The organism is Roseibium polysiphoniae (assembly GCF_014842925.1).
Taxonomy (GTDB): domain Bacteria; phylum Pseudomonadota; class Alphaproteobacteria; order Rhizobiales; family Stappiaceae; genus Roseibium; species Roseibium polysiphoniae.
Map to the genome: position 1 here is coordinate 237,248 of NZ_JACYXJ010000002.1, position 23,503 is coordinate 260,750.

23 protein-coding genes and 1 pseudogene are annotated in these 23,503 nt (G+C 58.4%); 14 read left to right on the top strand and 10 right to left on the bottom strand.

The window, feature by feature from the left end; genetic code table 11:
• Positions 1 to 374: 374 nt before the first annotated feature.
• The 4 genes from IG617_RS04820 to phhA form a co-directional block, all read right to left on the bottom strand.
• A complete protein-coding gene (locus IG617_RS04820) occupies positions 375 to 893 on the bottom strand; it encodes a CoA-binding protein (protein ID WP_192107861.1) in 519 nt (172 codons plus the stop codon).
• A gap of 3 nt (positions 894 to 896) precedes the next feature.
• Entirely contained in the window at positions 897 to 1,733 is an 837-nt protein-coding gene (locus tag IG617_RS04825) for an enoyl-CoA hydratase (RefSeq protein ID WP_192107862.1), read from the bottom strand.
• A 114-nt stretch (positions 1,734 to 1,847) separates the two neighbouring features.
• The gene (locus IG617_RS04830; protein WP_192107865.1) at positions 1,848 to 2,204 is read right to left on the bottom strand and encodes a 4a-hydroxytetrahydrobiopterin dehydratase; all 357 of its coding nucleotides are present in this window, start codon (positions 2,202 to 2,204) and stop codon (positions 1,848 to 1,850) included.
• 3 nt (positions 2,205 to 2,207) lie between these two features.
• The gene (phhA, locus tag IG617_RS04835; RefSeq protein ID WP_192107866.1) at positions 2,208 to 3,002 is read right to left on the bottom strand and encodes a phenylalanine 4-monooxygenase; all 795 of its coding nucleotides are present in this window, start codon (positions 3,000 to 3,002) and stop codon (positions 2,208 to 2,210) included.
• Between the two features lie 124 nt (positions 3,003 to 3,126).
• On the opposite strand from phhA, the gene IG617_RS04840 reads away from it, so the two are divergent.
• Positions 3,127 to 3,600 (top strand): Lrp/AsnC family transcriptional regulator, encoded by a 474-nt coding sequence (locus tag IG617_RS04840; protein ID WP_192107868.1) that lies wholly within the window; start codon positions 3,127 to 3,129, stop codon positions 3,598 to 3,600.
• A gap of 134 nt (positions 3,601 to 3,734) precedes the next feature.
• Positions 3,735 to 4,160 carry a PaaI family thioesterase gene (locus IG617_RS04845; RefSeq protein ID WP_192107870.1) on the top strand — a complete coding sequence of 142 codons (426 nt, stop codon included), beginning with the start codon at positions 3,735 to 3,737 and terminating at the stop codon, positions 4,158 to 4,160.
• A 20-nt stretch (positions 4,161 to 4,180) separates the two neighbouring features.
• Here IG617_RS04845 and IG617_RS04850 read toward each other — a convergent pair whose 3' ends face one another.
• Positions 4,181 to 5,527, bottom strand: a complete 1,347-nt coding sequence (locus IG617_RS04850) for a GGDEF domain-containing protein (protein ID WP_338109945.1) — start codon at positions 5,525 to 5,527, stop codon at positions 4,181 to 4,183.
• Between the two features lie 275 nt (positions 5,528 to 5,802).
• On the opposite strand from IG617_RS04850, the pseudogene IG617_RS21930 reads away from it, so the two are divergent.
• Positions 5,803 to 5,895 (top strand): annotated as a pseudogene (locus IG617_RS21930) (IS1595 family transposase); the annotation flags it as partial.
• Here IG617_RS21930 and IG617_RS04855 read toward each other — a convergent pair.
• The gene (locus IG617_RS04855) at positions 5,894 to 6,457 is read right to left on the bottom strand and encodes a hypothetical protein (RefSeq protein ID WP_192107874.1); all 564 of its coding nucleotides are present in this window, start codon (positions 6,455 to 6,457) and stop codon (positions 5,894 to 5,896) included. The pseudogene IG617_RS21930 and the gene IG617_RS04855 overlap by 2 nt on opposite strands.
• A 293-nt stretch (positions 6,458 to 6,750) precedes the next feature.
• Here IG617_RS04855 and rplM point away from each other — a divergent pair, with 293 nt between their 5' ends.
• Complete coding sequence (gene rplM / locus IG617_RS04860; RefSeq protein WP_153768780.1) at positions 6,751 to 7,218, top strand: 50S ribosomal protein L13; 468 nt, start codon at positions 6,751 to 6,753, stop codon at positions 7,216 to 7,218.
• Between the two features lie 2 nt (positions 7,219 to 7,220).
• Entirely contained in the window at positions 7,221 to 7,697 is a 477-nt protein-coding gene (gene rpsI / locus IG617_RS04865) for a 30S ribosomal protein S9 (RefSeq protein WP_192107876.1), read from the top strand.
• A 127-nt stretch (positions 7,698 to 7,824) separates the two neighbouring features.
• On the opposite strand, the gene guaD is transcribed toward rpsI, so the two are convergent.
• Positions 7,825 to 9,132: a guanine deaminase gene (gene guaD, locus IG617_RS04870; RefSeq protein WP_192107878.1), complete on the bottom strand. Its 1,308-nt coding sequence runs from the start codon at positions 9,130 to 9,132 to the stop codon at positions 7,825 to 7,827.
• An 87-nt stretch (positions 9,133 to 9,219) separates the two neighbouring features.
• Entirely contained in the window at positions 9,220 to 9,666 is a 447-nt protein-coding gene (locus tag IG617_RS04875) for a helix-turn-helix domain-containing protein (RefSeq protein WP_192107880.1), read from the bottom strand.
• A 68-nt stretch (positions 9,667 to 9,734) separates the two neighbouring features.
• Between IG617_RS04875 and IG617_RS04880 the strand changes: the two genes are divergently transcribed.
• The 3 genes from IG617_RS04880 to speB all read left to right on the top strand — a co-directional run bounded on the left by IG617_RS04880 (position 9,735) and on the right by speB (position 14,131).
• Complete coding sequence (locus IG617_RS04880; protein WP_209008273.1) at positions 9,735 to 10,964, top strand: MFS transporter; 1,230 nt, start codon at positions 9,735 to 9,737, stop codon at positions 10,962 to 10,964.
• 129 nt (positions 10,965 to 11,093) lie between these two features.
• Complete coding sequence (locus IG617_RS04885) at positions 11,094 to 13,148, top strand: acyltransferase family protein (RefSeq protein ID WP_192107883.1); 2,055 nt, start codon at positions 11,094 to 11,096, stop codon at positions 13,146 to 13,148.
• A gap of 2 nt (positions 13,149 to 13,150) precedes the next feature.
• Positions 13,151 to 14,131: an agmatinase gene (speB, locus tag IG617_RS04890; protein WP_192107885.1), complete on the top strand. Its 981-nt coding sequence runs from the start codon at positions 13,151 to 13,153 to the stop codon at positions 14,129 to 14,131.
• Positions 14,132 to 14,153: 22 nt separating this feature from the next.
• On the opposite strand, the gene IG617_RS04895 is transcribed toward speB, so the two are convergent.
• Positions 14,154 to 14,744: a DUF6653 family protein gene (locus IG617_RS04895; RefSeq protein WP_192107887.1), complete on the bottom strand. Its 591-nt coding sequence runs from the start codon at positions 14,742 to 14,744 to the stop codon at positions 14,154 to 14,156.
• Between the two features lie 211 nt (positions 14,745 to 14,955).
• Complete coding sequence (locus IG617_RS04900; protein WP_192107889.1) at positions 14,956 to 16,761, bottom strand: PHA/PHB synthase family protein; 1,806 nt, start codon at positions 16,759 to 16,761, stop codon at positions 14,956 to 14,958.
• Positions 16,762 to 17,187: 426 nt separating this feature from the next.
• Here IG617_RS04900 and IG617_RS04905 point away from each other — a divergent pair, with 426 nt between their 5' ends.
• The 6 genes from IG617_RS04905 (at position 17,188) to IG617_RS04930 (ending at position 23,453) form a co-directional block, all read left to right on the top strand.
• On the top strand, positions 17,188 to 17,529 hold the full coding sequence (locus tag IG617_RS04905) for a hypothetical protein (RefSeq protein ID WP_192107891.1): 342 nt from the start codon (positions 17,188 to 17,190) through the stop codon (positions 17,527 to 17,529).
• A gap of 127 nt (positions 17,530 to 17,656) precedes the next feature.
• Entirely contained in the window at positions 17,657 to 18,874 is a 1,218-nt protein-coding gene (locus tag IG617_RS04910; protein WP_192107893.1) for an LL-diaminopimelate aminotransferase, read from the top strand.
• Between the two features lie 26 nt (positions 18,875 to 18,900).
• Positions 18,901 to 20,226, top strand: a complete 1,326-nt coding sequence (locus IG617_RS04915; RefSeq protein ID WP_192107895.1) for a homoserine dehydrogenase — start codon at positions 18,901 to 18,903, stop codon at positions 20,224 to 20,226.
• A 63-nt stretch (positions 20,227 to 20,289) separates the two neighbouring features.
• Positions 20,290 to 21,285 carry a class II fructose-bisphosphatase gene (glpX, locus tag IG617_RS04920; RefSeq protein ID WP_153768792.1) on the top strand — a complete coding sequence of 332 codons (996 nt, stop codon included), beginning with the start codon at positions 20,290 to 20,292 and terminating at the stop codon, positions 21,283 to 21,285.
• A gap of 52 nt (positions 21,286 to 21,337) precedes the next feature.
• Positions 21,338 to 23,158 carry a single-stranded-DNA-specific exonuclease RecJ gene (recJ, locus tag IG617_RS04925; RefSeq protein WP_192107897.1) on the top strand — a complete coding sequence of 607 codons (1,821 nt, stop codon included), beginning with the start codon at positions 21,338 to 21,340 and terminating at the stop codon, positions 23,156 to 23,158.
• 88 nt (positions 23,159 to 23,246) lie between these two features.
• On the top strand, positions 23,247 to 23,453 hold the full coding sequence (locus tag IG617_RS04930; protein WP_192107899.1) for a hypothetical protein: 207 nt from the start codon (positions 23,247 to 23,249) through the stop codon (positions 23,451 to 23,453).
• Positions 23,454 to 23,503: the final 50 nt, after the last annotated feature.

Consider the following 23,503-nt stretch of genomic DNA (forward strand, 5'->3'; position numbering starts at 1 on the left):
GGGGAGAGGGGCAAGGCCAGACGACATCCATAGAAGCCATGCCCCTGCCGTCATTGGAGGGCGCCGCCATACCCATCGGGTGTCATCCTCGGGCTTGTCCCGAGGATCCATAGCGCGGGTATTTGCTGTGAGGCTATTTGGATTGCCGGGACAAGCCCGACAATGACGACGGAGAGTGTGTTCTCTGCGGCATGCGCTGGGGTTCGCCACACCCACAGCCGTCATCCCCGCCTTGTGCGGGGATCTATTGGCTCCTGAAGCTTATTGAGCAAAGCAGTGAGCACGTTGCGTTTCTCAGCCCGCTTACACCTGACCGATTGGCGGCAATGTGGATTGGATCCCCGCACAAGGCGGGGATGGACCGTCGAGGGGACCTAGCTCTTCAGGCCCCGGCGCTGGAAGCCGTCGCGAAGGGTCGGGCGTTTGGAGGAGAGGGTGCGGGAATTGACGCCGGCCCAGCCGATTTCGCCGGAAAGCCTGCCGTATTCGATCTTCGGGCAGCGGTCCATGACGACTTTTATGCCGGCAGCTTCTGCGCGGGCGGCGGCCTCGTCGTTGCGGACAGACAATTGCATCCAGATTGTCTTTGGCAGGTTCTTAGAGGCGATTATATCGTCCACGATCTTAGCGGCTGCGGCGGAGTTTCGGAAGATGTCGATCATATCAGGAGCCTCAGGCAGGTCCGCCAGGCTGGCATGGGTCATCTGACCGAGGATTTCCTTGCCGGCATGACCTGGATTGATCGGCCAGACGTCATAGCCTTTCGACAGCATGTATTTCAGGACGAAATAGGACGGGCGCACGGTGTTGGCGCTGGCGCCGACCATGGCGATGGTCCGGGTCTCGTCCAGGATGCCCTTGATGTAGGCGTCGGAATAGCTGTCGTGGTTCATGGATCAGTCGTCCGTCCATTCGGGTTTGCGCTTTTGAAGGAAGGCATTGATGCCTTCTTGCGCGTCGTTGGCCATCATGTTGTCGACCATGGTCTGTGCCGCAAAGTCATAGGCATCCGACAGGGGCATTTCGAGCTGACGGTAGAAGGCCTCCTTGCCGATCTTGAGCGTGTGCGCCGACTTGGAGGCGATGGCCTCAGCGTATTTCTGCACCACCTGATCGAGATAATCGCGCGGCACGATGCGATTGATCAGACCGAAGTCCTTGGCGGTGGACGCATCGATGCTCTCGCCGGTTAAAAGCATTTCCATGGCCTGTTTGGGCGCGACGTTGCGGCTGAGGGCAACCATGGGCGTGGAGCAGAAGAGGCCGATGTTGACGCCTGGTGTGCAGAAGGTTGCCGTATCGACTGCCATGGCCAGATCACAGGAGGCGACGAGCTGGCAGCCGGCAGCTGTGGCAACGCCCGTGACGACGGCAATGACCGGCTTGGGCAGGCGGACAATCTGCTGCATCAGGTCCGAGCATTGGCGCATGATGGCTTCATAGGTGGCCTTGCCGCCATCGGCTTCGGCGCGGGCCGCGGTCAGTTCCTTGAGGTCATGGCCGGCGCAAAAGACCTTGCCTTCGGCCCCCAGAACGACGACGCGCACGTCCGGATCCTCGGCCGCCTTGGTCAGTTCGGCAGACAGGGCGCTCATCATCTCACGGGAAAGCGCGTTCATTTTCTCCGGGCGCTGCATGACAATCCGGTAGACGCCCTGATGCAGGAGCGTTGCAAGCAGTGGCTTGCCGTCGGCGTCGGATGTTGCGGTTTCTGGCGTGGCGGAGGCGGACATGGCGTTTTCCCGGATGTGATACCCAAATGGCTTTCAGGCCCGGTTGTCTCCGGGCTTTGCACTCAGCCGATCAGTACAATGTCCGGGCGGCCGCCTCCAGCCGAAATGCGATGCCTAACTCAGCAATTTGTCCAATTTGGCGGCGCAGATGAAGTCGTTGCCTGTCAGGCCGCCCAGTTCGTGGGAGGTGAAGACAAGGGTGCAATAGCCCCAGCCAAAGCTGACATCCGGGTGATGGCCCTGCTGGTCGGCCAGGAAGGCGGCCGCATTGGCGGTGTAGACGGCCTTGGCAAAACCCTTGAAGCGAAGGGTGCGCGTGATCGCGGTGGCATCGTCGTTCAGCGACCAGTCCTCGTGCAGGGAGGTCATCTGGGCTGTGGCCTCTTCCGCGCTCAAGGTGCCGCCAATGCCCTGACAGGGTTCACAGGTCATGTCGGCCAGGGTTTTATCTTCTGTGCTTGGGGACGTCATGGCTCAGGCTTCCTGTTTTTCTGGATAAAGTGGGGCAAAGAGGCCCTTGGACTGTGCGGTCCGGATGTCGGCAACCAGATCGCGTTCCGCAGCCTCGAACAGGTCGTCGACCTTGTCGAGGACGAAATAGACCGGCTGGTGGATGTCGATCCGATAGGGAGTCCTGAGAATGTCGATGACATCGAAGGGGCGGCGCAGGGCATCCGGGCTTTCAACGCTGTAGGGAAGTTCCGTGGGTGATGACGCAAGGCCGGATCCGAGGGCCTTGTAGGTGTCACCTTTCCGCGTCAGGCCGAACTCGATGGTGAACCAGTAGAGCCGGATCAGCCAGGAAAAGTCGCGCGGCTCAAGTTTTGCGCCGGCTTCGCCGATGGCTTTCGAGAAATTGGCAAAACGCTCGTCTGTCAAAAGTGGCGTGTGGCCGAAGATCTCGTGAAAGATGTCCGGTTCCTTGATGTAGTTGAAATCCTCGCGGCTGCGGATGAAGGACGCAGCCGGAAAGGTCCTGTCGGCGAGCATTGCGAAAAAGCGGGAAAAGCCGATCAGAGCCGGAACCGGTTCAACGCGCCAGCCGGTCAGGCTGCCGAGAACCTCGGAGATCTCGGTGCATTGGGGAACGTGGTCCGACGGCAGGGCGAGGCGGTCGAAGCCTGCGATGTATTCAGGTGCGGACCATTTGCGGATGTTGGGTTCCTGCTGGGCGTAGAGATCGCGCCAGACCAGGTCCTCGGAGCTGCTGTAGGTAATGCGGCCGTCGGGGCCGGGTGTCTTTGCCGTATAGGCGCTGGTTTTAGCCATGGTGGTCTCCTCCTGAGGAAAGACTATGACCGTGCGCCGGGAATTAACGTTCCATTTGTTCGATATTTCTGCAAATCTGGCAAAGAAATCGGCTTCTTGAGAACTTGATGGGAAGATTCATCCAATGACGCACCCTGCCGCGATCGATTCAACCGACCGGAAGCTCTTGGAGCATCTGCAAAAGGACGGCCGGATCAGCACCAAGGATCTGGCAGAGGCTTCGAACATGTCGGTGTCGCCCTGCTGGCGCCGGGTGAAGCGTCTGGAAGAAGTCGGCGTCATCGAGAAATACGTCGCGGTTCTCAACCGCAAACAGCTCGGGCTGAACGCCATGGCCTATGTGCATGTCTCCCTGGTCGATCACACGCGCGACACCATCGAGGCCTTTGACCGTCTGGTGCAGAGCGATGATCAGGTGATCGAGTGCAGTTCGATCACGGGTGAGAGCGACTACGTGCTGAAGGTGGTGGCGCGGGACCCGGAGGAGCTGGAGACCTTCATCATGAAGCGTCTGCTGGGCCCCGGCCTGGTGCGCGCGTCCATGACCAATTTCATCCTGCGCAACACGAAGTCAGGCCTGGCCCTGCCGCTGGAGTGAATGCTCAAACGTTTGGAACAGACGCTGCCATATTGCGCTTGGCGACGCTGACGTTTACGTAAGACTTCAGAAAAATAATGAGGCAGGCCAGGGGAGTGGCCCTGCCGGCGCAGCGGTCTGGGAGGACAAACCACATGACACCCGTGATGAGTTCGCAGGAGGTCTCGGCCTTTCTGGACGAGGTCTTTCCGCAGATACATGCGGGCGGGCGGGCCTACAGCGTCGACAGTATCTCGGACGGCGAGGCTGTTGTGCGCCTGAGCGCGACCGAAATGCATCTGAGGCCGGGTGGGACGGTTTCGGGGCCGGCGATGATGGCGCTTGCAGATCTCGCCGCCTATGTGGCGATCCTGGCGCATATCGGTCCGGTGGCGCTGGCGGTGACCACCAATCTCAACATCAATTTCCTGAGAAAGCCCGAACCGGGCGATCTCCTGTGCACCTGCCGGATCCTGAAGCTTGGCAAGCGGCTGGCCGTGGTCGATTGCGCGATTGCCGGGGAGGGCGAGGAAGACTACGTCGCCCACGCCACGGCAACCTACTCGGTCCCGCCGCGCTGAGGGTTGGCAAGCCTGTCCGCTCAGGCTGGTGCGCCGGGCGCCGGGGCTAGCGAGGTCTTGCCGTCGGCCCTTTCGTCCGGGCAGGAAAAATGCGTCGCCTTTTCACCGAGCTCCGGCTCATATTCCACGGCCTGGTCGCGGCCGCGGCGCTTGGCTTCATAGACCGCCAGGTCCGCCGCATGAAGGGCGCAGCGTTTTGTGTCTTCGGATTGCGCCACATAGGCCCCAATGCTGAGGCTGGTGACGAACGCTGTACCGTGGCAATCGATGGGCTGACGCACGCTCGCGCGCATTTGCGAGTAGACCGCGCGCAGATCGTCCATGGACGCCTGCGGGCAAAGCACCAGGAACTCGTCTCCGCCGTAGCGTCCGACCACATGACCGTCGCCGGGCAGGTTGGCCTTCAGCGCCGCGGCGGTGTGTTTGAGAACCTGATCGCCGCATTGATGGCCAAACCGGTCATTGACCTGTTTGAAATTGTCCACGTCGATGAAGAGGATGCCAAGACCTGCGGGATCTTTGCCCGGCCCGAAATGGCTATCGAGCACATCCGTTATCGCGTTGCGGTTCAAGATGCCGGTCAAGCGGTCGAAGCGGTTCAGCTCCAGCTGCTGCCGGTTTGCGCGCATCACCTGCCAGGCGCGGAAGGAAAAAGCCGCTACCGGTACGAGAACGATGAGCAATGTGCCGAAAATGAGATACTGGCCAACTTGGTGGAAGGTCATCTCGAGCGATTCCATGAGATGGCTCACGTCGACGTTGACCTGGATCACGCCCTGGAGTTCGCCAGAGGGCGAATAGGCGGGCAGAAAGGCCTGGGCAAAGGCGTGCGGGATCTCCTCGCTCTCATGCCCGTCATGATCACCGTGGGCCTCATGCGCATCATGGGCATCGTGTGCATCCAGGTTGGCGATCTCCGGCAACTCTTCGAGCTCTTCATGATCCGCATGATCCATGTGAAAGAGTTCGACGATTGGCGTTTTATGCTCGAGCACCTTCAGCGCGCTTTCCGTCTGGGCACGGCTCGGATCGAAGTCTGAATTGCCCGTCACGAAGGTCGGAACGCCGTCCTTGTTGAACAGCTGCAGGTGCAGGATCCCGCCCAGAAGAATGGGATCGCTGATCCGGCGGATGTCCTCTTCCGAGGCTGCACCCTCCGCGATCATGCTCGTGGCCGATGGGGTCGTGCTGAGAAAGCGGTCTGTCCAGTTGAACGCGTGCGCCTGTGCATTCGCACGCACCGAGGTGGTGATCTTGGATTGCAGCAGGTCTTCGACGGCCGCTGCAAGCAGCAATGCAATAAAAAGCATTGCCCCGACCACTGCCGCTGCCGAAAGCCCATGTCTGAGAATGTTCTCCCTGATCACGACGCTCAAAGTCTGTTCCCTCAACGCACTGTTTTGCGCGTATTGTCCGGGAAATACGTTTATTTGCCGTAAATCGGCATCAGTGAAAAACAGTACTTATCTCTCTGGAATTATTGTCAAAAGTGCGGATTATATATCCTAGCGTCATTTCGATGCATAGGTGATGCGATCGCCGCGCATCGATTGGATGCTGCTGCACTCTTACAAATGCGTTCGTTGGCCGTCTTAAAGAATCATCTTAATGCCGTGTTATTGCACCAACTCGTTTAGGGCTTTTCGGAGTTTTCAAGTCCGGCGTAAGGTGTGTTGATCAACAGTGTTCCGAAAAACATTTGTGTCGGTATCTGGCCGATTATGATTTTTCTTTTATATTTTTTGCTTGTTCTCCAGTTTCTCTTTTTTTCTCCGCATCTGCCTCAATCGCCGTTTTTGTTCTCTTTTGAGCGTCTTTGCTTCGCCGTTTTTTCTTTCATCAGCTGGTACGGCTTCGTTGATGATGGTGGTGTTGTAATTATTGATGACCGTACTAGGCGTTGGACTAGTTGGGAAAAAAGCCCTGTATGCGTCGCCCGCTTGGCTGGCGATGGTGGTTACAAGGAACAAGATCGCCAAAATAGCCACGAGGGGATTGCTAGAAGCGAGATTTTGCAGGGCTGCCCGTGATTCATCGGGGAGTAGCGGAGTAATTTCCGCCAACGCACTTTTTTGCTCATCTTGCCCTTTTTTCGATGCGTTGAATGCGAGCCAGAAAATAGTCTCAATGTCGGATTTTCTTCCGAACTTACCGCTAGCAATCAGAAGAATTCCGTCTTTGAGGCTATACGTACCATCAGGGATGTATCCCATATGACCGTTATGACACGGGCCAACGCCTACATTTGAAAAAGTGACAGAAGCTCCATTCCCCAGCGCCACTGGCGAGGGAAACATCTCACAACATGTAGGGCAGTATGCGGGTACCGGAATTATCATGCCTAATATCACACATCCTTAGCGGGTGGCGTGTCAAATACAATAACGCCTGGATTTTTGCGGTAATATAATACCGTTTTTTTAAGTCTTTGTTTTTGTTGCTTTATTCTTGATATAGATTGAATAAACGTGCTTGACCGGCGTTTTTCGCTGGCGTATAAGCTGCCTCGACGAATGTGAAGTCCGTCTGGCCTCCCAAAAGGGAAGTGCGGCGGGCTTTTTGTTTAAAGACCAAATCATGGATCGAACACATGAAGACCTTCTCTGCCAAGCCGGCTGAGGTCGAGAAAAAGTGGATCTTGATCGACGCTGAAGGCATGGTCGTAGGCCGTCTGGCTGCCTACATCGCCAACCATCTGCGCGGCAAGCATCTGCCGACCTACACGCCTCACGTTGACACCGGCGACAACATTGTCGTGATCAACGCCGAGAAAGTGGTTCTGACCGGCCGTAAGTACGACAACAAGAAGTACTACTGGCACACAGGCCACCCGGGCGGCATCAAGGAGCGCACAGCGCGCGCCATCATCGAGGGCAAGTTCCCCGAGCGCGTCCTGGAAAAGGCAGTGCAGCGCATGATGCCGGGCGGTCCGCTGTCCAACAAGCAGCTGAAGAACCTGCGCGTTTACGCCGGTTCCGAGCATCCGCATGAAGCACAGGCGCCGACCCTGGTCGACGTCAAGAGCCTCAACGACAAGAACGACGGCAAGAGGGCTTAACGATGGCTGAGCTGCAATCCCTGGAAGAACTGGGTGGCGCTGTCGAAACCGCCGCTCCCGAAGCGCCTGTATACGTTCAGAAGCTGGACGCACAGGGCCGTGCCTATGCCACTGGCAAGCGTAAGAACGCAATCGCACGCGTCTGGATCAAGCCGGGCACAGGCAAGATCATCGTCAACAAGAAAGAATATGCCGAGTATTTCGCTCGTCCGGTTCTTCAGATGGTTCTGCGTCAGCCGCTTATGCTGACAGATCGCCTGAGCCAGTTTGACATCATCGCAACTGTTGTCGGCGGTGGCCTGTCTGGCCAGGCTGGTGCGGTTCGTCACGGCATTTCGAAGGCTCTGACCCATTATGAGCCGGATCTGCGCGCTTCCCTGAAAAAGGGCGGCTTCCTGACCCGCGATAGCCGTGTTGTTGAACGTAAGAAGTTCGGCCGCGCGAAAGCCCGCAAGAGCTTCCAGTTCTCCAAGCGCTAATCGCTGGAAGCAACTGGTTTCAAAATTCGAAGACCCCGCCGGAGCGATCCGGCGGGTTTTTGTTTTTGGGGCTTTGTGTTTGGGGTTATGGCGCTTGTTTTGAGCGAAATCTAGCGCGGTTGAAGGCCTAGGCGCCTTTTCGCGGCTCTCCCGCCACGTAGGTCTCGACCACGCTGCGATCATCGCCCAGGGTCTGCAGCAGGAAGAGTTCTTCTGACAGAGTCTCGACCGTTTCCATTCGTAGCGCCATCGGCTGTGTCGCGCCTGCATCAAGGACGATAACATCGGCATCGGTGCCGGCTTCGAGCGTCCCGATGCGGTCGGACAGGGACAGTGCGTCGGCGTTGCCTTTTGTCGCCCAGTAGAAGGTTTCGAGCGGATGCCGGCGCTGGCGTTGCAGCTGCAGAACCTTGTAGCCTTCATCGAGCGTGCGCAGCATGGAATAGTTGGTGCCGCCGCCGACATCTGTCGCAATTGCCGTGCGGATGCCGGCCCCCTCCAGACGTGCCTTGTCGAACAGACCACTGCCCAGAAACAGGTTTGACGTCGGGCAGAAGACGGCGACGGAACCCGTGTCCTTCATCACGCCGAGCTCGCGTTCATTCATGTGAATGCAGTGACCGAGCAGCGTCTTGGGCCCAAGAAGGCCGAAATCCTCATAAATCCCGAGATAGTCGGCTGCTTCCGGATAGAGCTCCCTGGTCAGCGCGATCTCGTTGTGGTTCTCGTTGATGTGGGTCTGCAGATGGCAGCCCGGATGTTCCTTGAGCAGCGCGCCGGCAGCCTCAAGCTGGGCCGGAGTGGAGGTGATGGCGAAGCGCGGGGTGACGGCATAGTGCGTGCGCCCGCGGCCATGCCACTTTTGCAGCAGGGCCTTGCTCTCGTCATAGGAGGATTGTGCCGTGTCGCAGAGCGCGTCGGGTGCATTGCGGTCCATCATGGTCTTGCCGCCAACCATCAGCATGCCGCGGTGTTCCGCTTCTTCGAAATAGGCGTCGACCGAATTGGGGTGGCTGGAGCAATAGGCGACTGCCGTCGTCGTTCCATTCGCCAGAAGGGCGTCGTAGAAGCCCTTCGCAATGCGGGCGCCATGGACCTTGTCAGCGAACTTCTGTTCAGCTGGAAAGGTGTAGTCATTCAGCCAGTCGAGCAGCTGATCCGCCCAGGAGGCAATCACCTGTGCTTGCGGAAAATGGATGTGCGTGTCGATCAGACCGGGCAACAGAAGGTGGGGGCGGTGATCGACCTCCTGCGCCGTTGGGGAGGCGGCAGTGAGGACCTCGGCATAGATTCCGTTTGCAATGATCTTGCCGTCACGAATCAGAAGCGCGCCGTCTTCCTCATAAGTATAGGCAGATGTGTCGTTTGGGCCGGTGGGTGAGGATTTGAAGGACAGAAGGCGTCCGCGCAGCAGCTTTTCGGTCTTGTTGTCCACGTCGTGACCCTTTTGGCGGGAGAGTAAAGAGGCTGCCACATGGCAAACCCGCGCCGTTTAAACGACCTTGGCGGCGAGGGCAAGGTCCTACGGTTTATCACTTGAGCGGCCGGGTGCGCTCGGTTTTCCGGCCCTTGCGGGGCGACGCCGGGCACCGATTTGGAGCAACTTTTGAAACTTGCCGCAGTCCATGTGGGAGGGGTGCGGGCATTCGGCCACGTGCTTGACGGCTTCGCGCAGCTTTTGCAGGCGCTTGATCTGATCGTCAAGTTCCGCCACCCGTTCGAACAGCTTGTCGCGCGAGATCTTCGGTTGGCCGTTCGCCCCGATCATGCCCTTGATGTCTTCCAGTGAGAAACCAGCGGCCTTGCCGAGCGAAATGAAGGACAGCTTCAGCGCGATGTTCGGCTCGAACAGGCGCTTCAGACCGCGCCGGCCCATGGATTCAATCAGGCCCTGTTCCTCGTAGTAGCGCAGCGTCGACGCTGCCACGCCGGTCTGTCTGGAGACTTCTGCAATATCGAGCAATTTCATCACTTGACCTCAAGTTGACTTGAACTTGTACCCTACGCTCAACTTTTCAAAACGCAAGAGGTAGAGCTGTGTCGTTTTCCCCATCCGCCCATCCGTCGGATACTTCTTCCGCCACGCTTTTGAGGGACCTGCGCACCATCAGTTTGCTTCTGGCAGGCACGCTGGTGATCATGGCCGTTCCGACAATCAGCCCGGCCCTGGCCGGTCTCGAGGCGCGTTTTGGCCACGAACCTCATGCCGCGTTGATGACACGGCTCCTTGTCCCCGCACCGTCGCTCGTTGTGGTGCTGTCGGCGCCGGTGATCGGGTATCTCGCCGACCGGACCGGCAAGTCCCGTATGCTTCTGCTCGGTACGCTTCTCATCGCAATCGCAGGGACCGCAGGCCTCTATCTGCCCAGTTTGTCGCTCATCCTTGCGAGCCGCTTTGTCCTGGGGATTGGCGTGGCGATGATCATGACATCCCAGATTGCCCTGATCGGGGACTGTTTTGAAGGCGAGGCCCGCGCGAAGATGATGGGCTGGCAGATCTCCGCGCGCAATTTTGGTGGCATGATATTTGTGAGCCTTGGCGGGGTGTTTGCCGGATTTGATCCTCAGCTTCCCTTCGCCATTTTTACAATTGCGCTCTTATACGCTCCGGTCATTTGGATCGCCTTCCGCATGGCGGACGAACAAGGCGAAGCGGCGATGCCACAGGCGGGCATGATGGCTTCTCTCAATGAGGGCTGGTTTTTGCCTGCGCTGGCCTTGTCCGGGTTCATGATGCTGACCGTCGGTGTCTTTTTTCAGATGCCGACGCAGCTGCCGTTTTTCGTGGTCTCACGTGGCTACGACAGTGCGTCGGTTACTGGGGGCGCGATGGCCGCATTGACGCTCGCCGGCGCTTTGGCGGCACTGGCGACTGCCAGCCTGAAGAGGTCGCTTGGCGTGGCCGGCCTTTTTGCACTCGGATACCTGGCGATGGGCGCCGGTTTTGGCACTCTGTCCGTAGACGCCGGATTGCCGTTTCTGCTTTTGGGAGCCGTTCTGATCGGCGTCGGATACGCGATTTTGACGCCGGCCTTTACGGGGCTCTTGCTTCAGCTCGTCCCGGCAGATCGCCGCGGCGCTGCCTCCGGGATGCTGACGACGGGCGGGTTTATCGGCCAATTTGTCTCACCGCTGGTCGCCACGCCGCTGATTGCCGCCTTCGGCTATGGCACGGTTTTCCTGACCAGCGGCGGAATTCTCCTGATCCTGGGCCTTGGGGCGCTCTTGGTGGGGAGGGTGGCCTTCGCTGTCAAAGGGAGCACTTAGAGGCTTGTGGGTGGCAGATCGTCGGCGATCGAACTCCTTAAAATTAATAGTAAATTTGAGATTAGCTATATGGCCCGGCTGAGTTGATCTATCGTTTAGGTTGTATATTTTCGGGGGCATTTCTAAAAAATGAAATATCGGGCAGAAATCGATGGGCTGCGGGCTTTTGCCGTGGTGCCTGTTGTATTTTTTCATGCGGGCGTTGAGCTGTTTAGTGGTGGTTTTATTGGCGTTGACGTGTTTTTTGTCATCTCCGGATACCTGATCACCTCCATTCTGATTTCCGATCTGCAGCAGGGCAGGTTCTCGTTACTCCGCTTCTACGAGCGGCGTGCGCGGAGGATCTTACCTGCGCTAATCGTGATGATCTGTGCCTGCATTCCCTTTGCTTTGGCCTGGATGTCCCCTCTGCAATTGCTGTCTTTTGGGAAAGCTGCGGCGTCCGTTGCGCTGTTTGCTTCCAATATCTTATTTTGGAGGGAAAGCGGTTACTTCGATGTTAGTTCGGAACAAAACCCGCTACTGCATACTTGGAGCCTTGCGGTTGAGGAGCAGTATTACATCCTGTTCCCGGTGTTGCTGGCTTTTGCCTGGAGAATGGGAGCAAGCCGTGTTTTCTGGATAATTGCTGTCGGCGCTGTCGTGAGTTTGCTTTTGACAGAATATGGTTGGCGCTATCGGACTTGGGCGAATTTCTATCTGCTGCCAACGCGCGCATGGGAACTCTTGGCCGGATCTTTGTGTAGCTTCTGGCTTGCCTATGGGCGCGTCAAAGAGAATGGACTTCTTGCAGGACTGGGTCTCAGTGCGATCTTTGTCTCATTCATACTTTTTGATTCTGGGACACCGTTTCCTTCGCTCTATGCGCTCCTGCCAGTTGGAGGTGCAGTTCTTGTCGTTCTGTTTGCAAGATCAAGATCTCTGGCCGGTCGACTTCTCGCATCTGGGCCTTTGGTTGGTATCGGCCTGATCAGCTACAGCCTCTATCTATGGCATCAACCCTTATTGGCCTTCGCCCGTTTGCGGTCGATTGATGAACCAGCACAGTGGCTGATGCTGGCCCTGGCGTTTCTTGCATTTCCGATGGGGTGGCTGAGTTGGCGGTTTGTTGAAAGACCCTTCCGAGTTCGGCAGGAGTTTGACGATGAAACGCGGGGCCGGTTTCTGGTCATCTCGGCGAGTTCACTGGTGGTGCTTCTGCTGGTAGGAGGCACGATCGTCAGCTTGAAGGGGTTGCCGGGCAGATTTGATCCGGACATTGAGCAGATCGATCTGGCGCGTGAAGATCGGAATCCGATAAGTCGTGATTGCCGGTATTTTGTGAATGCGGCTGGCGCCATGAGGATCCCAGAGCTGCCAAACAGAGAATGCATCCATCAAGCTGATAAACCGGTCGACGTGTTGGTTTTAGGGGATAGTCATGCGGATGCAATTGCGTATGACGTCATGGAACAGTTGGGAGAGTTTGGGCTCAACACATTCGAGGTGACCACGACAGCCTGTCCATCAGTCTTGGGTATCCGGCGGCAAAGAGCTGATTGTGAAACGGCAAGTGAACACATTCATGAATATGTCGAAAAGAGCGGGGCCTCGGTGATTGTCTTTTCTCTGAGGTATGGACTCTACGCCGATGATCAGCCTTTCAATAACGGCGAGGGTGGCCAGGAACGTTTCGATGTCGACCCGATCTTGTTTACGGAACAAGCTGTTGCGGCTGATGCTTTTGCGACAAAGTCTGGCAGAGTACTTGGTACCATCCGCAAGGGGATCGAGAAATTCCTCGCGATGGGCAAGACTGTCGCGGTTGTTTATCCGATACCTGAGGCTGGTTGGACGGTCCCGGACAGATATCTGAAACAACGAATTTATCGTTCCGGACCGCAGATGCTCTCAGTCTCCGAAGAGGTCTATTTAGAGCGTAATCAAGAAGCAATTGCCATGTTGGATGCTTTGGATCATCCCAACTTGTTGCGTGTTAATCTTCGTGATGTCTTTTGTCGTGAGGTCCCTGGCCGTTGTCTGAATGCCATAGGTGGCAAAGTTTTTTACTACGATGATGATCATCTTTCCAGAGACGGGGCGAAGCTGGTTGCCAGTGCGATTTCCGATGTGCTTCGGCCTAAATTGGGTAATATTCTCGAATCTAGAATCACGCCGGTGGAAACGGCGCTAAGAGGCAATTAAAATTGACCAAAGAGCTTCCCCGCCCGACCGACAATGCCGTTTTCGGTGCTTCCCTCAAGGGTGGCTCGCATGAGCCGACCTATGGCGGGGTCCTCAGCTTCATGCGGCGGCGCTACACGCGGGATCTGACTGGAGTGGACGCGGCGGTCTGGGGCATTCCCTTTGATGCGTCGGTCTCAAACCGTCCCGGCGCGCGCTTCGGTCCACAAGGGGTCCGGCGTGCGTCGGCTATCTTTGATGGCGATCCGCAATACCCCTTCAACGCCGACCCTTTCGAGGAACTGGCGGTGGTCGATTATGGCGACTGTTCTTTTGACTACGGAAAGAACGCGGATATTCCAGGCTGTATCGAGGCGCAGGCTCGCGAGATCCTCGATCAGGATGTGCATCTCTTCTCCATCGGCGGCGATCATTTCGTCACCTATCCTCTGCTGAAAGCTCATGTGGCCAAACACGGTCCCCTGGCGCTGGTCCAGTTCGATGCGCATCAGGACACATGGGACGATCAGGGCGACCGGATCGACCACGGCACCTTTGTTGGCCGGGCTGTACGTGATGGCCTGATTGATCCGCAAAAGTCGATCCAGATCGGCATCCGGACCCATGCGCCGGAAACCTGCGGGCTCGAAATTCTCTCCGGCGAGGAGGTTGAGCTGCTCGGCGTCAATGGAGTCGTCGAGTTGATTACCGACCGGGTGGGGGATGCAAAGGCCTATATGACCTTCGACATCGACTGCCTGGATCCGGCTTTCGCGCCGGGAACTGGAACGCCTGTGGCAGGCGGCCTCTCGAGCCGGGAAGCGCTCATGATCCTGCGCCGTCTCGGCGATCTGGATTTTGTCGGCGGCGATGTGGTGGAAGTGGCTCCGGCCTATGACCATGCCGACGTGACTTCTATCGCCGGCGCGACTGTCGCGCAGCACTACTTCGGTCTGCTCGCGGAAAGCCGGATTGAAGCGCGGGAAGAAGCCGCGAACGACTGATGGTCCGTGAGGGGGCTAAACCTCAGGCGGATTTGGCCTGTTTGGTGTTGTCATTTTCTGGAATGACTGACCAGAACCTGTAGAGCGGGTGGGCGTTGCGCATGCGCTCATAGAGCAGAACCATCCGGTTCAGGAAGGTCAGTTTGCCGGCGTAGGTGACAATCACGCCGGGGACGGCGATCAGGAGGTCGTTGGCATAGGCGCCATAGATCGCGGCCATGAAGCCAATGCCGGCGACCAAAGAAAGAACAAGGGCCGTTTTCGCTTCGCTCTCTGGGATCGGCACCGACATCCGGTTGAGCCAGATGCGTTCACCAAAAGTTGCTTTCGACGCCCAGCTCTCGGTCGATTTCGGAGCGGGAAAGATCCGCGGGTTGAGCCAGAGCCAGACCATCACGGCAAAGGTCGCGGTCACCGCAAAGCTCGCGCCATACCAGGCGTGGCTCCAGATCGCGAGAACCAGAAGCGGCAAGGTCGCCATGCGGGTGTAGACACTCCACGGCGAGGCATGGCGCTGCCACACCTTCGGGTCCATTCCCAAGGCCTTGAGCTGACCTGCCGGCATGGGCGAAGGCATAGGGCGCGGACGCTGGATTTTCTGCGCTTGGCTCATGGTTTCCCGTCTTTGACGCTACGCAACTGCACGCAACACTACCTTTATCATCATCCCGAGATGCTATCTCAAAATCTGCCTGCAAACAAAGCGCAAAGCCGGAGATGCCTTAAAAACCCTGCGGCAGCTGGTGCGTGCCAATTAGAATTTGCTGGTTTGGCACTCATGAGAACGCCTTCGCAAACAGGCTTTCCCCATCACGCTTTCCCCATCACGCTTTCATTGTCACATAGGACCCCGGAGCATCGCCAAGGATCTTCATGCGATAGGCACCTGGCTTGCGCGCCTTGGCAAGGGTCGCATCCTGTGAGCGGATCCAGGCATCCCAGTGGGGCCACCAGGAGCCGGGGTGTTCTTCTGCCTTTTTGAGCCAGTCTTCAAGCTGGCCTTCCGGTTTTCCACCGGTCCAGAACTGGTACTTGTTGCGGCTCGGCGGATTGACCACACCTGCAATGTGTCCCGAGCCGGAGAGAACATAGTCGACCGGGCCGCCGAAACAGCCCGACCCCAGAAAGACGGAGCGGGGCGGCGCAATATGATCCTCGCGGGTGGCCAGATTGTAGATCGGGACCTTGACCTTCGACAGATCCAGACGCTCACCGTCCATTTCCATCCGCCCCTTTGCGAGGTTGTTTTCCAGGTAGCAATTGCGCAGGTAGAAGGAGTGGTTTGCCGCCGGCATGCGGGTGGAATCGGAGTTCCAGTACAGCAGGTCGAAGGGGAAGGGATCCTTGCCCTTCAGGTAATTGTTGACGACGTAGGACCAGATGAGATCGTTCGACCGCAGCATGTTGAAGGCGGAGGCCATTTTCGACCCGTCCAGATAGCCGTGCTCGGCCATCTTCTTTTCCAGCATGGCGATCTGTTCTTCATCAACGAAGACCTTGAGATCGCCTGCATAGGTGAAATCCACCTGGGTGGTGAAAAAGGTCGCGGTCTTGATCCGCTCGTCGCCCCGGGCCGCCATATAGGCCAGCGTCACCGACAGGAGTGTGCCGCCGACGCAATAGCCGATCGCATTGACCTCCTGCTGACGGGTCGCGCGCTTGATGACATCGAGCGAATTCAGGATGCCTTCCTTCATATAGTGCTCAAAGCTCTTTTGAGCCTGCCGCTCGTCGGGGTTGACCCAGGAAATGACGAAGACAGTATGGCCCTGGTCGACGGCCCACTTGATGAAGGATTTTTCAGGCGTCAGATCAAGGATGTAGAACTTGTTGATCCAGGGCGGGACGATCAGCAGCGGGCGCTTCAGCACCTCCGTCGTGGTCGGCTCATATTGAAGCACCTGACAGACGTCATTCTCCGCCACGACCTTGCCCGGCGTCAGGCCAAGGTTCTTGCCAAGGGCGAATTTGGACGTGTCCGTCATGCGGATCTTGACCGCGCCGTGCCCTTCCTTGATGTCCTCGACCAGATGCTGCATGCCCTTGACCAGGTTCTCGCCGTTGCTTTCCAGGGTCAGGCGCAGCAGTTCGGGATTGGTCATAAGAAAGTTCGAGGGCGACAGGGCGTTGGAGATCTGGGTGACGTAGAACTCCGCCTTGTGCCGTGTGTGCTCATCGAGCCCGCTTGCATCGAGCACCAGGTCTTCTGCCCATTTGCTGGTGATCAGATAAAGCTGCTTGATAAAGTCGAAGAACTGGTTGTCGTTCCAGTCCGGATCGGCGAAGCGCTTGTCGCGGGGCTCTGCCTGAGCTGCGGGCAGGGAGCTTTCGCCCATCATGCGCTTCAGGGACGAATTCCAGAGGTCGATATATCCGGTCATCAATCGGGACTGTGCTTCCACCGCGCGCTGAGGGTCCGACGCCCAATATTCCCCGACCTGCGCCAGGGTCTTGATGACATTGGTCAGTTCGTCGGCGCCGTCCTGTTTTACTTCGCCCTTTTCCCTTGGTTCGAGATAGGCCGCGAGCGCCTTTCCGGCGTTCTCAAGTGTCTTGGCGAGGTTGTTGGCGAAAGCTTCCGGATTGTTGATGATATACTGCAGCATGGGATGCTGGCGGTCGTCGGACATTTGGACAGTTTCCTCCGGCTTTCATCATCGCACGTTCGGATCTGGTCCGGATTTGTCGTGCGATCTCCCCCAGCAAACGCAATGGCCGGTTTTCCGGCTTTTCGTCATTGCGATTGATCAATCTTCGCTTTTGTCTCGTTGCGCGGCGTATCCCGGCAATATCAGTAATTTATGACATATCTTCCGCAGCGGCGTCGAACGGGAATTCGCAATGGTCCTCTGTTAAACGGCTCAACAGGCCGATTTTTCTCTTCTTTGTGCAATTGCGCAAAAAGGAGGCTTTGCAGCTGGCGTCCTGTCTTGCTAGAAACCATGCGTCGAGTTTTCCTTCCCAAAGGATTGAATTGTTTGCGCTTTCATGTTGGCCACTTGTTTCTGGCATTTTGTCTCTTCCCAGCATTGGCCGGATGCGCAATGGGGCCGGATATGTCCCTCTTCGAGGCTCTCGAAACAGCTCAGGATCCCGCTGTGGCCGCTGCCAGTTCGGCGGATCTTGCGACAGCCGCGCAGATGACATCCACCTATGATGCAGCTGCCGTGGATCCGGCCGCCTCGCAGGCAGAAGAACAGCCGGCAGCGGGTGGTGTAGGGCTTCTTGACGAGACAGAGCGCGAGAAAACGCGGGCTTACCTGTCCGCGCTGATCGCGGCCCGGCAGACGGGAAAGAGCACCACCCAGATGTCGGCAGCCGAGCTCCAGAAGCTGCATGAGACCCATGGGCAAAGCGCGCTTCTGGAGATCGAGACCGAGAGCGATCTTGAAAATTAGCTGTCTATAGGCCCAAAGACGGGTGCGGAAATGAAACGGTACTGTTAAAAGGTCGCTGCTGGCCGGCAGGGCTGACGCCCCGGCCTCGAAAAGCTTTGACCTGAGGATGATCGCAAGGACCCGCGCCATGGAGGAATTTCACAAGACACGACGGCTTCCGCCATATGTGTTCGAAGAGGTGAACCGTCTCAAGGCAAAGGCGCGAGCGGCGGGAGCCGACATCATCGATCTGGGTATGGGCAATCCGGATTTGCCTACTCCGAAGCATATCGTCGACAAGCTGACCGAGGTCGTGCAGGACCCGCGCAGCCATCGCTATTCGGCCTCCAAGGGCATTCAGGGACTGCGAAAGGCTCAGGCGGCCTACTACGGCCGACGCTTTGGCGTGAAGCTGAACCCGGACACTCAGGTTGTTGCAACGCTTGGGTCGAAGGAGGGCTTTGCCAATATGGCACAGGCGATCACCGCGCCGGGCGATGTGGTGCTGTCGCCGAACCCTTCCTATCCGATCCACACCTTCGGGTTCCTCATGGCGGGTGCTGCAATCCGCTCGATCCCTGCAGAGCCTGGACCTCAGTTCTTTCATGCGCTTGAGCGTGCGGTCATTCATTCGGTGCCCAAGCCGCTCGCCGTGATCCTTTGCTACCCGGCCAATCCGACGGCCTATTGCGCTGATATCGAGTTCTACAAGGATGTGGTGGCCTTCGCGCGCAAGCACGACATCTTCATCCTGTCGGACCTGGCCTATTCGGAAATCTACTTCGGCGACACGCCGCCGCCGTCCGTGCTTCAGGTCAATGGCGCGATGGAGGTGACGGCTGAATTCACATCGCTGTCGAAGACCTTCTCCATGCCCGGCTGGCGTATGGGGTTTGCGGTTGGCAATGAACGGCTGATTGCGGCGCTGGCGCGGGTGAAGTCCTATCTGGATTACGGCGCATTCACGCCGATCCAGGTGGCAGCGACCGCCGCGCTCAACGGCGCTGAAGACTGCATCGTCGAGACCCGCGAAATCTACAAGAAGCGGCGCGACGTGGTGGTCGATGCCTTCGGCCGCGCAGGGTGGGAGATCCCTGCGCCGGAAGCGAGCATGTTCGCTTGGGCGCCGATCCCGGAGAAATTCAGGCCGCTCGGCAGTCTTGAATTTTCCAAGCTGTTGCTTGAGAAAGCTGAGGTGGCCGTTGCACCTGGGCTGGGCTTTGGCGAATACGGCGACGACTATGTTCGCATTGGTCTTGTTGAAAACGAACAGCGTCTGCGCCAGGCCGGCCGGAATATCCGCCGGTTCCTTGAAACCGCAGACGAAACACTGCACAACGTGGTCCCGCTCGGGGCTTCTCGCTGATCACGAACAACTGGAATTCACTTCATATGGCTAATGCCTTGAGACTTGGGATTGCCGGCCTTGGAACCGTCGGGGCTTCTGTTGTCAATCTCCTCGCCAAGCATGGAGACGCGATGGCCCGCAAAGCTGGTCGCGCCGTCACGATCAGCGCTGTTTGCGCCCGCGACCCGAACCGCGATCGCGGTATCGATCTGACGGGTCTCAGCTGGTTTACCGATCCCGTCGAAATGGCCAAGAGCGACGAAATCGATGTCTTCGTTGAGTTGATCGGCGGCGACAACGGTCCCGCCGAAAACAGCGTGCGCGCGGCGCTTGCCGCTGGCAAGCATGTGGTCACTGCCAACAAGGCGCTTTTGGCCAAACATGGCGTTGAACTTGCCCAGATCGCCGAAGCCAGCAAGGTCTCTCTAAACTACGAAGCGGCCGTTGCGGGCGGGATCCCGATCGTCAAGACCTTGCGCGAAAGCATGTCCGGAAACGATGTGTCGCGGGTCTATGGCATCTTGAACGGCACCTGCAATTACATCCTGACCCGTATGGAAGCAGAGGGCATTTCCTTCGAGGACTGCCTGGCTGATGCGCAGCGCCTTGGTTATGCAGAAGCGGATCCGACCTTCGACATCGAAGGCAATGATACCGCCCACAAACTTGCGATCCTGACGAGCCTTGCCTTCGGCACGAAGATCTCCGCCGATGATATCTATATGGAGGGTATTACCTCCATCACGACCGCCGACATTCAGGCTGCCGATGAACTCGGTTACCGGATCAAGCTTCTGGGCGTTGCACAGCGCACGGATACCGGTATCGAGCAGCGCGTCCACCCGACAATGGTGCCGAAATCCTCGGCGATTGCGCGGATTGATGGTGTCTTGAATGCCGTTGCGGTTGATGGCGATTTTGTTGGTGAGGTTGTTCTGGTCGGGCCTGGCGCAGGCGGCAATGCCACGGCGTCTTCCGTCGTGGCCGATATCGCCGATGTCGCGCGCGGCGACCAGACACCGGTTCTGGGCATGCCGGCAGCGGATCTTGATGATTACACCCGGGCCCGCATGCGCCTGCATGAGGGTGGCTATTATATTCGTTTTTCCGTCGTCGACCGCCCTGGCGCCTTCGCCGAGATCGCCAAATGCATGGCGGACGGCGGCATTTCGCTGGAGTCGATCGTTCAGCGCCGCAAGGCAGTGGGCACCGGCGTTCCGGAGACGGGCGCGCAGGCTGAACCTCAACCTGTCATACTGATCACTTATGAAACCACGGAAGTTGCGGTTCGGCAGGCCCTTGACGCGATTGCGTCCAAGGGTGTTGTTTCCGGAGCGCCGCAAATGATCCGTATCGAGAAATTATCCTGACATATTGGCTGGCCGCTTGCGCTAGGGGCGCGGGCGACGGGCTGGGAGAGATTGGAGAGCTTTATGTCGAAGTCTGACGTTTCCGCCAAAAGTGGTCTGGACCGCATCCTGACCCTGGAGCTGGCGCGCGTCGCCGAGCGCGCTGCCGTATCGGCTGCACGCCTGCGCGGGCACGGCGACGAAATGGCCGCCGACCAGGCGGCGGTTGATGCCATGCGCCGCGAACTCAACCGCCTGCCGATCGACGGCACAGTGGTGATCGGCGAGGGGGAACGCGACGAAGCTCCGATGCTTTATATCGGCGAGAATGTCGGAACCAAGAGCGGCCCGAAAGTGGACATCGCTCTCGACCCGCTTGAAGGCACCACGATCTGCGCCAAAAATCTGCCGAACTCGCTGGCCGTTATCGCCATGGCGCCGGAAGGTGATCTTCTGAACGCGCCGGACAGCTACATGGACAAGATCGCCATCGGCCCGGGCTATCCGGCTGGTCTGATCGATCTGGATGCGCCGATCGCTGAAAACCTGGCCGCCGTCGCCAAGGAAAAGGGCGTCAGCATCAACGAGGTGACAGCCTGTGTGCTCGATCGCCCGCGCCATGCCCGTCTGATCGAAGACATTCGTGCAACTGGTGCAGCCATCCGCCTGATCGGCGACGGTGACGTTGCCGGGGTCATTCACACGACTGATACGGAAGAAACCGGCATCGACCTCTACGTCGGTATCGGCGGCGCGCCGGAAGGTGTTCTGGCAGCTGCGGCTCTGCGCTGCATCGGCGGACAGATGCAGTCCCGCCTCGTGATCACCCGCGACGAGCAGGTCGAACGTGCCCATCGCATGGGCATCGAAGACATCAAGAAAAAGTACACGCTTGAGGAAATGGCCGGTCCGGATGTTCTGTTCGCCGCAACGGGCGTAACCGATGGCAACATGCTGCAGGGTGTTCGCTTCGGCCGCAACCACATCAGCACGCACACGGTTGTGATGCGCTCGTCCACCGGCACGGTTCGCTACATCAAGGCGCAGCACCACCAGTTGGAAAAGTTCCACCTCGACTGAGGAATGACATGATCATGTTGGGGCATCTCGACCCGGCAGGCAGGATGACGCAATGAGCGGCCCGACCGAAGACAGCGGTGCGGGCCGCCTTGTTCTGGGCGTCGCACGGTCGGCCAATGACAACGCGTGGCGCGACCGGCTGAGCGCGTCCGAGGCGCTCAATGCCATGACCATTTCCCAGCGAAACGGGTTGCCCGACGTCTTGGCGCGGGTCATGGCGGCCCGCGGCGTTGCGCCAGAGCAGGCCGAGGACTTTCTCAGCCCGTCGCTCAAGACGCTCATGCCCGATCCTTCGCGCCTGGTGGCGATGGATGAGGCCGTCATCCGCGTGGCGGATGCGGTCGAGAAGGGCACCCGGATCGCGATCTTTGGCGATTACGACGTGGACGGCGCAACCTCGTCGGCGGTTCTGGCGAAATACCTGCGCTGGGTGGGCCTTGACCCGGTCATTCACATTCCGGATCGGATCATCGAAGGCTACGGGCCAAATGGACCTGCTATCGAGGCCCTTCGACAGGGCGGTGCCGAGCTTCTGATCACCGTTGATTGCGGCAGCACGTCGTTCGAGGCGTTTGAAGTTGCCCGCAAGGTCGGGCTTGACGTCGTGGTGATCGATCATCACCAGGTCGGTGAAACACTGCCGGCTGTCGAGGCGCTGGTCAATCCGAACCGGCAGGATGACTTATCGGGCCAGGGGCATCTGGCGGCTGTGGGCGTGACCTTTCTGTTTCTCGTCGGTCTGAACCGGGAATTGCGCAGCCGTGGTGCCTTCAACAGTGGCCAGGCGCCAGACCTCATGGCCCTGCTGGACCTGGTGGCGCTTGGCACGGTCTGCGATGTGGTGCCGCTCCAGGGGCTGAACCGGGCCTATGTAACCCGTGGCCTTGGCGTCATGCACAAGCGTCTCAATCCCGGGATTGCCTCTCTTGCAGATGTTGCCCGCGTGGCCGGCAAACCTGCCTCCTATCATCTGGGGTTTCTGCTTGGGCCGCGGATCAATGCCGGAGGACGTATCGGCGACGCGGCGCTCGGCGCGAGGCTCCTGACCTGTGATGATCCGTCCGAGGCGCGCGCCATCGCGGAAAAGCTGGATCAGCTGAACGCTGACCGGCAGGCCATGGAAGCGGTCATGCTGGAGCAGGCCGGAGCCCAGGCTGTTATCGCCATGGGACAGCATGACCCGGCGGTGCTCTTGACCGGATCCGACGACTGGCATCCCGGCATCGTCGGCCTGATCGCCTCACGCCTGAAGGATGCCCATCGGCGCCCGGCCTTTGCCATTGCCTATGACAAGGACGGAAAGGGCACTGGCTCGGGACGTTCGATCCAGGGTGTCGATCTGGGCAAGGCCGTTCGCGAGGCGGTTGACCTCGGGCTTCTGGAAAAGGGCGGTGGTCATGCCATGGCGGCCGGGCTTACCGTTCTGCGTGACAAGACCGATGATCTGAATGCCTTCTTCAAGGAGCGTTTGAGCGCCGATGTCGAGGTCGCAGCGTCCCTGCGTGACCTTAAGGTCGATGCGGCCCTGACGGCCGGGGGAGCGACGCTTGAACTCATGGAACTTCTTGAAAAAGCAGGTCCTTACGGCGCCGGGCATTCGGAGCCTGTGTTTGCCTTTCCCGCGCACCGGGTGTCCTTCGCCGACGTCGTCGGCAAGGGACATGTACGGGCCAGCATCTCATCACCGGATGGCACTGCATTGAAGGCAATCAGCTTCAAGGCGGAAGACAAGCCGCATGGCCAGATGCTCCTGAACAGCCGGGGTCGGAACCTGCATGTGGTGGGAACGCTTTCCATCGACACATGGCAAGGCTCGCCGAAGGTGCAGCTTCGGATAATTGACGTCGCGGATCCGCAAAAGGTCCGCGTTTGAGCCGATTTTATGATTAATCGATCTTAACCAATTGGAAAGTGTCACAGCCCTAGTGTCCTGCAGGTGAAGGAATCGCCGGGGGCTGGCCATGTTTGCTCAGGATGAGCTGAAAGAACTGTTTCGCGAGATCGACCAATCAACCGATCGGGCGCTTGATAGCCTCTATGAGGTGCGCGACAGCGCAAAGGTGGAAAGCCTGCCGTCAACCGGCATCCTGTCGATCGTGCAATTCGGCTTTCTGGTATCACTGATTTCGCTTGTCGGGTTCTGGATAATCCGCAGCGGCTTGAGCTGAAAGCGCTCTGAATTGAGGCAGTTACCTGCCTTTACCACTCACGTTAAAAT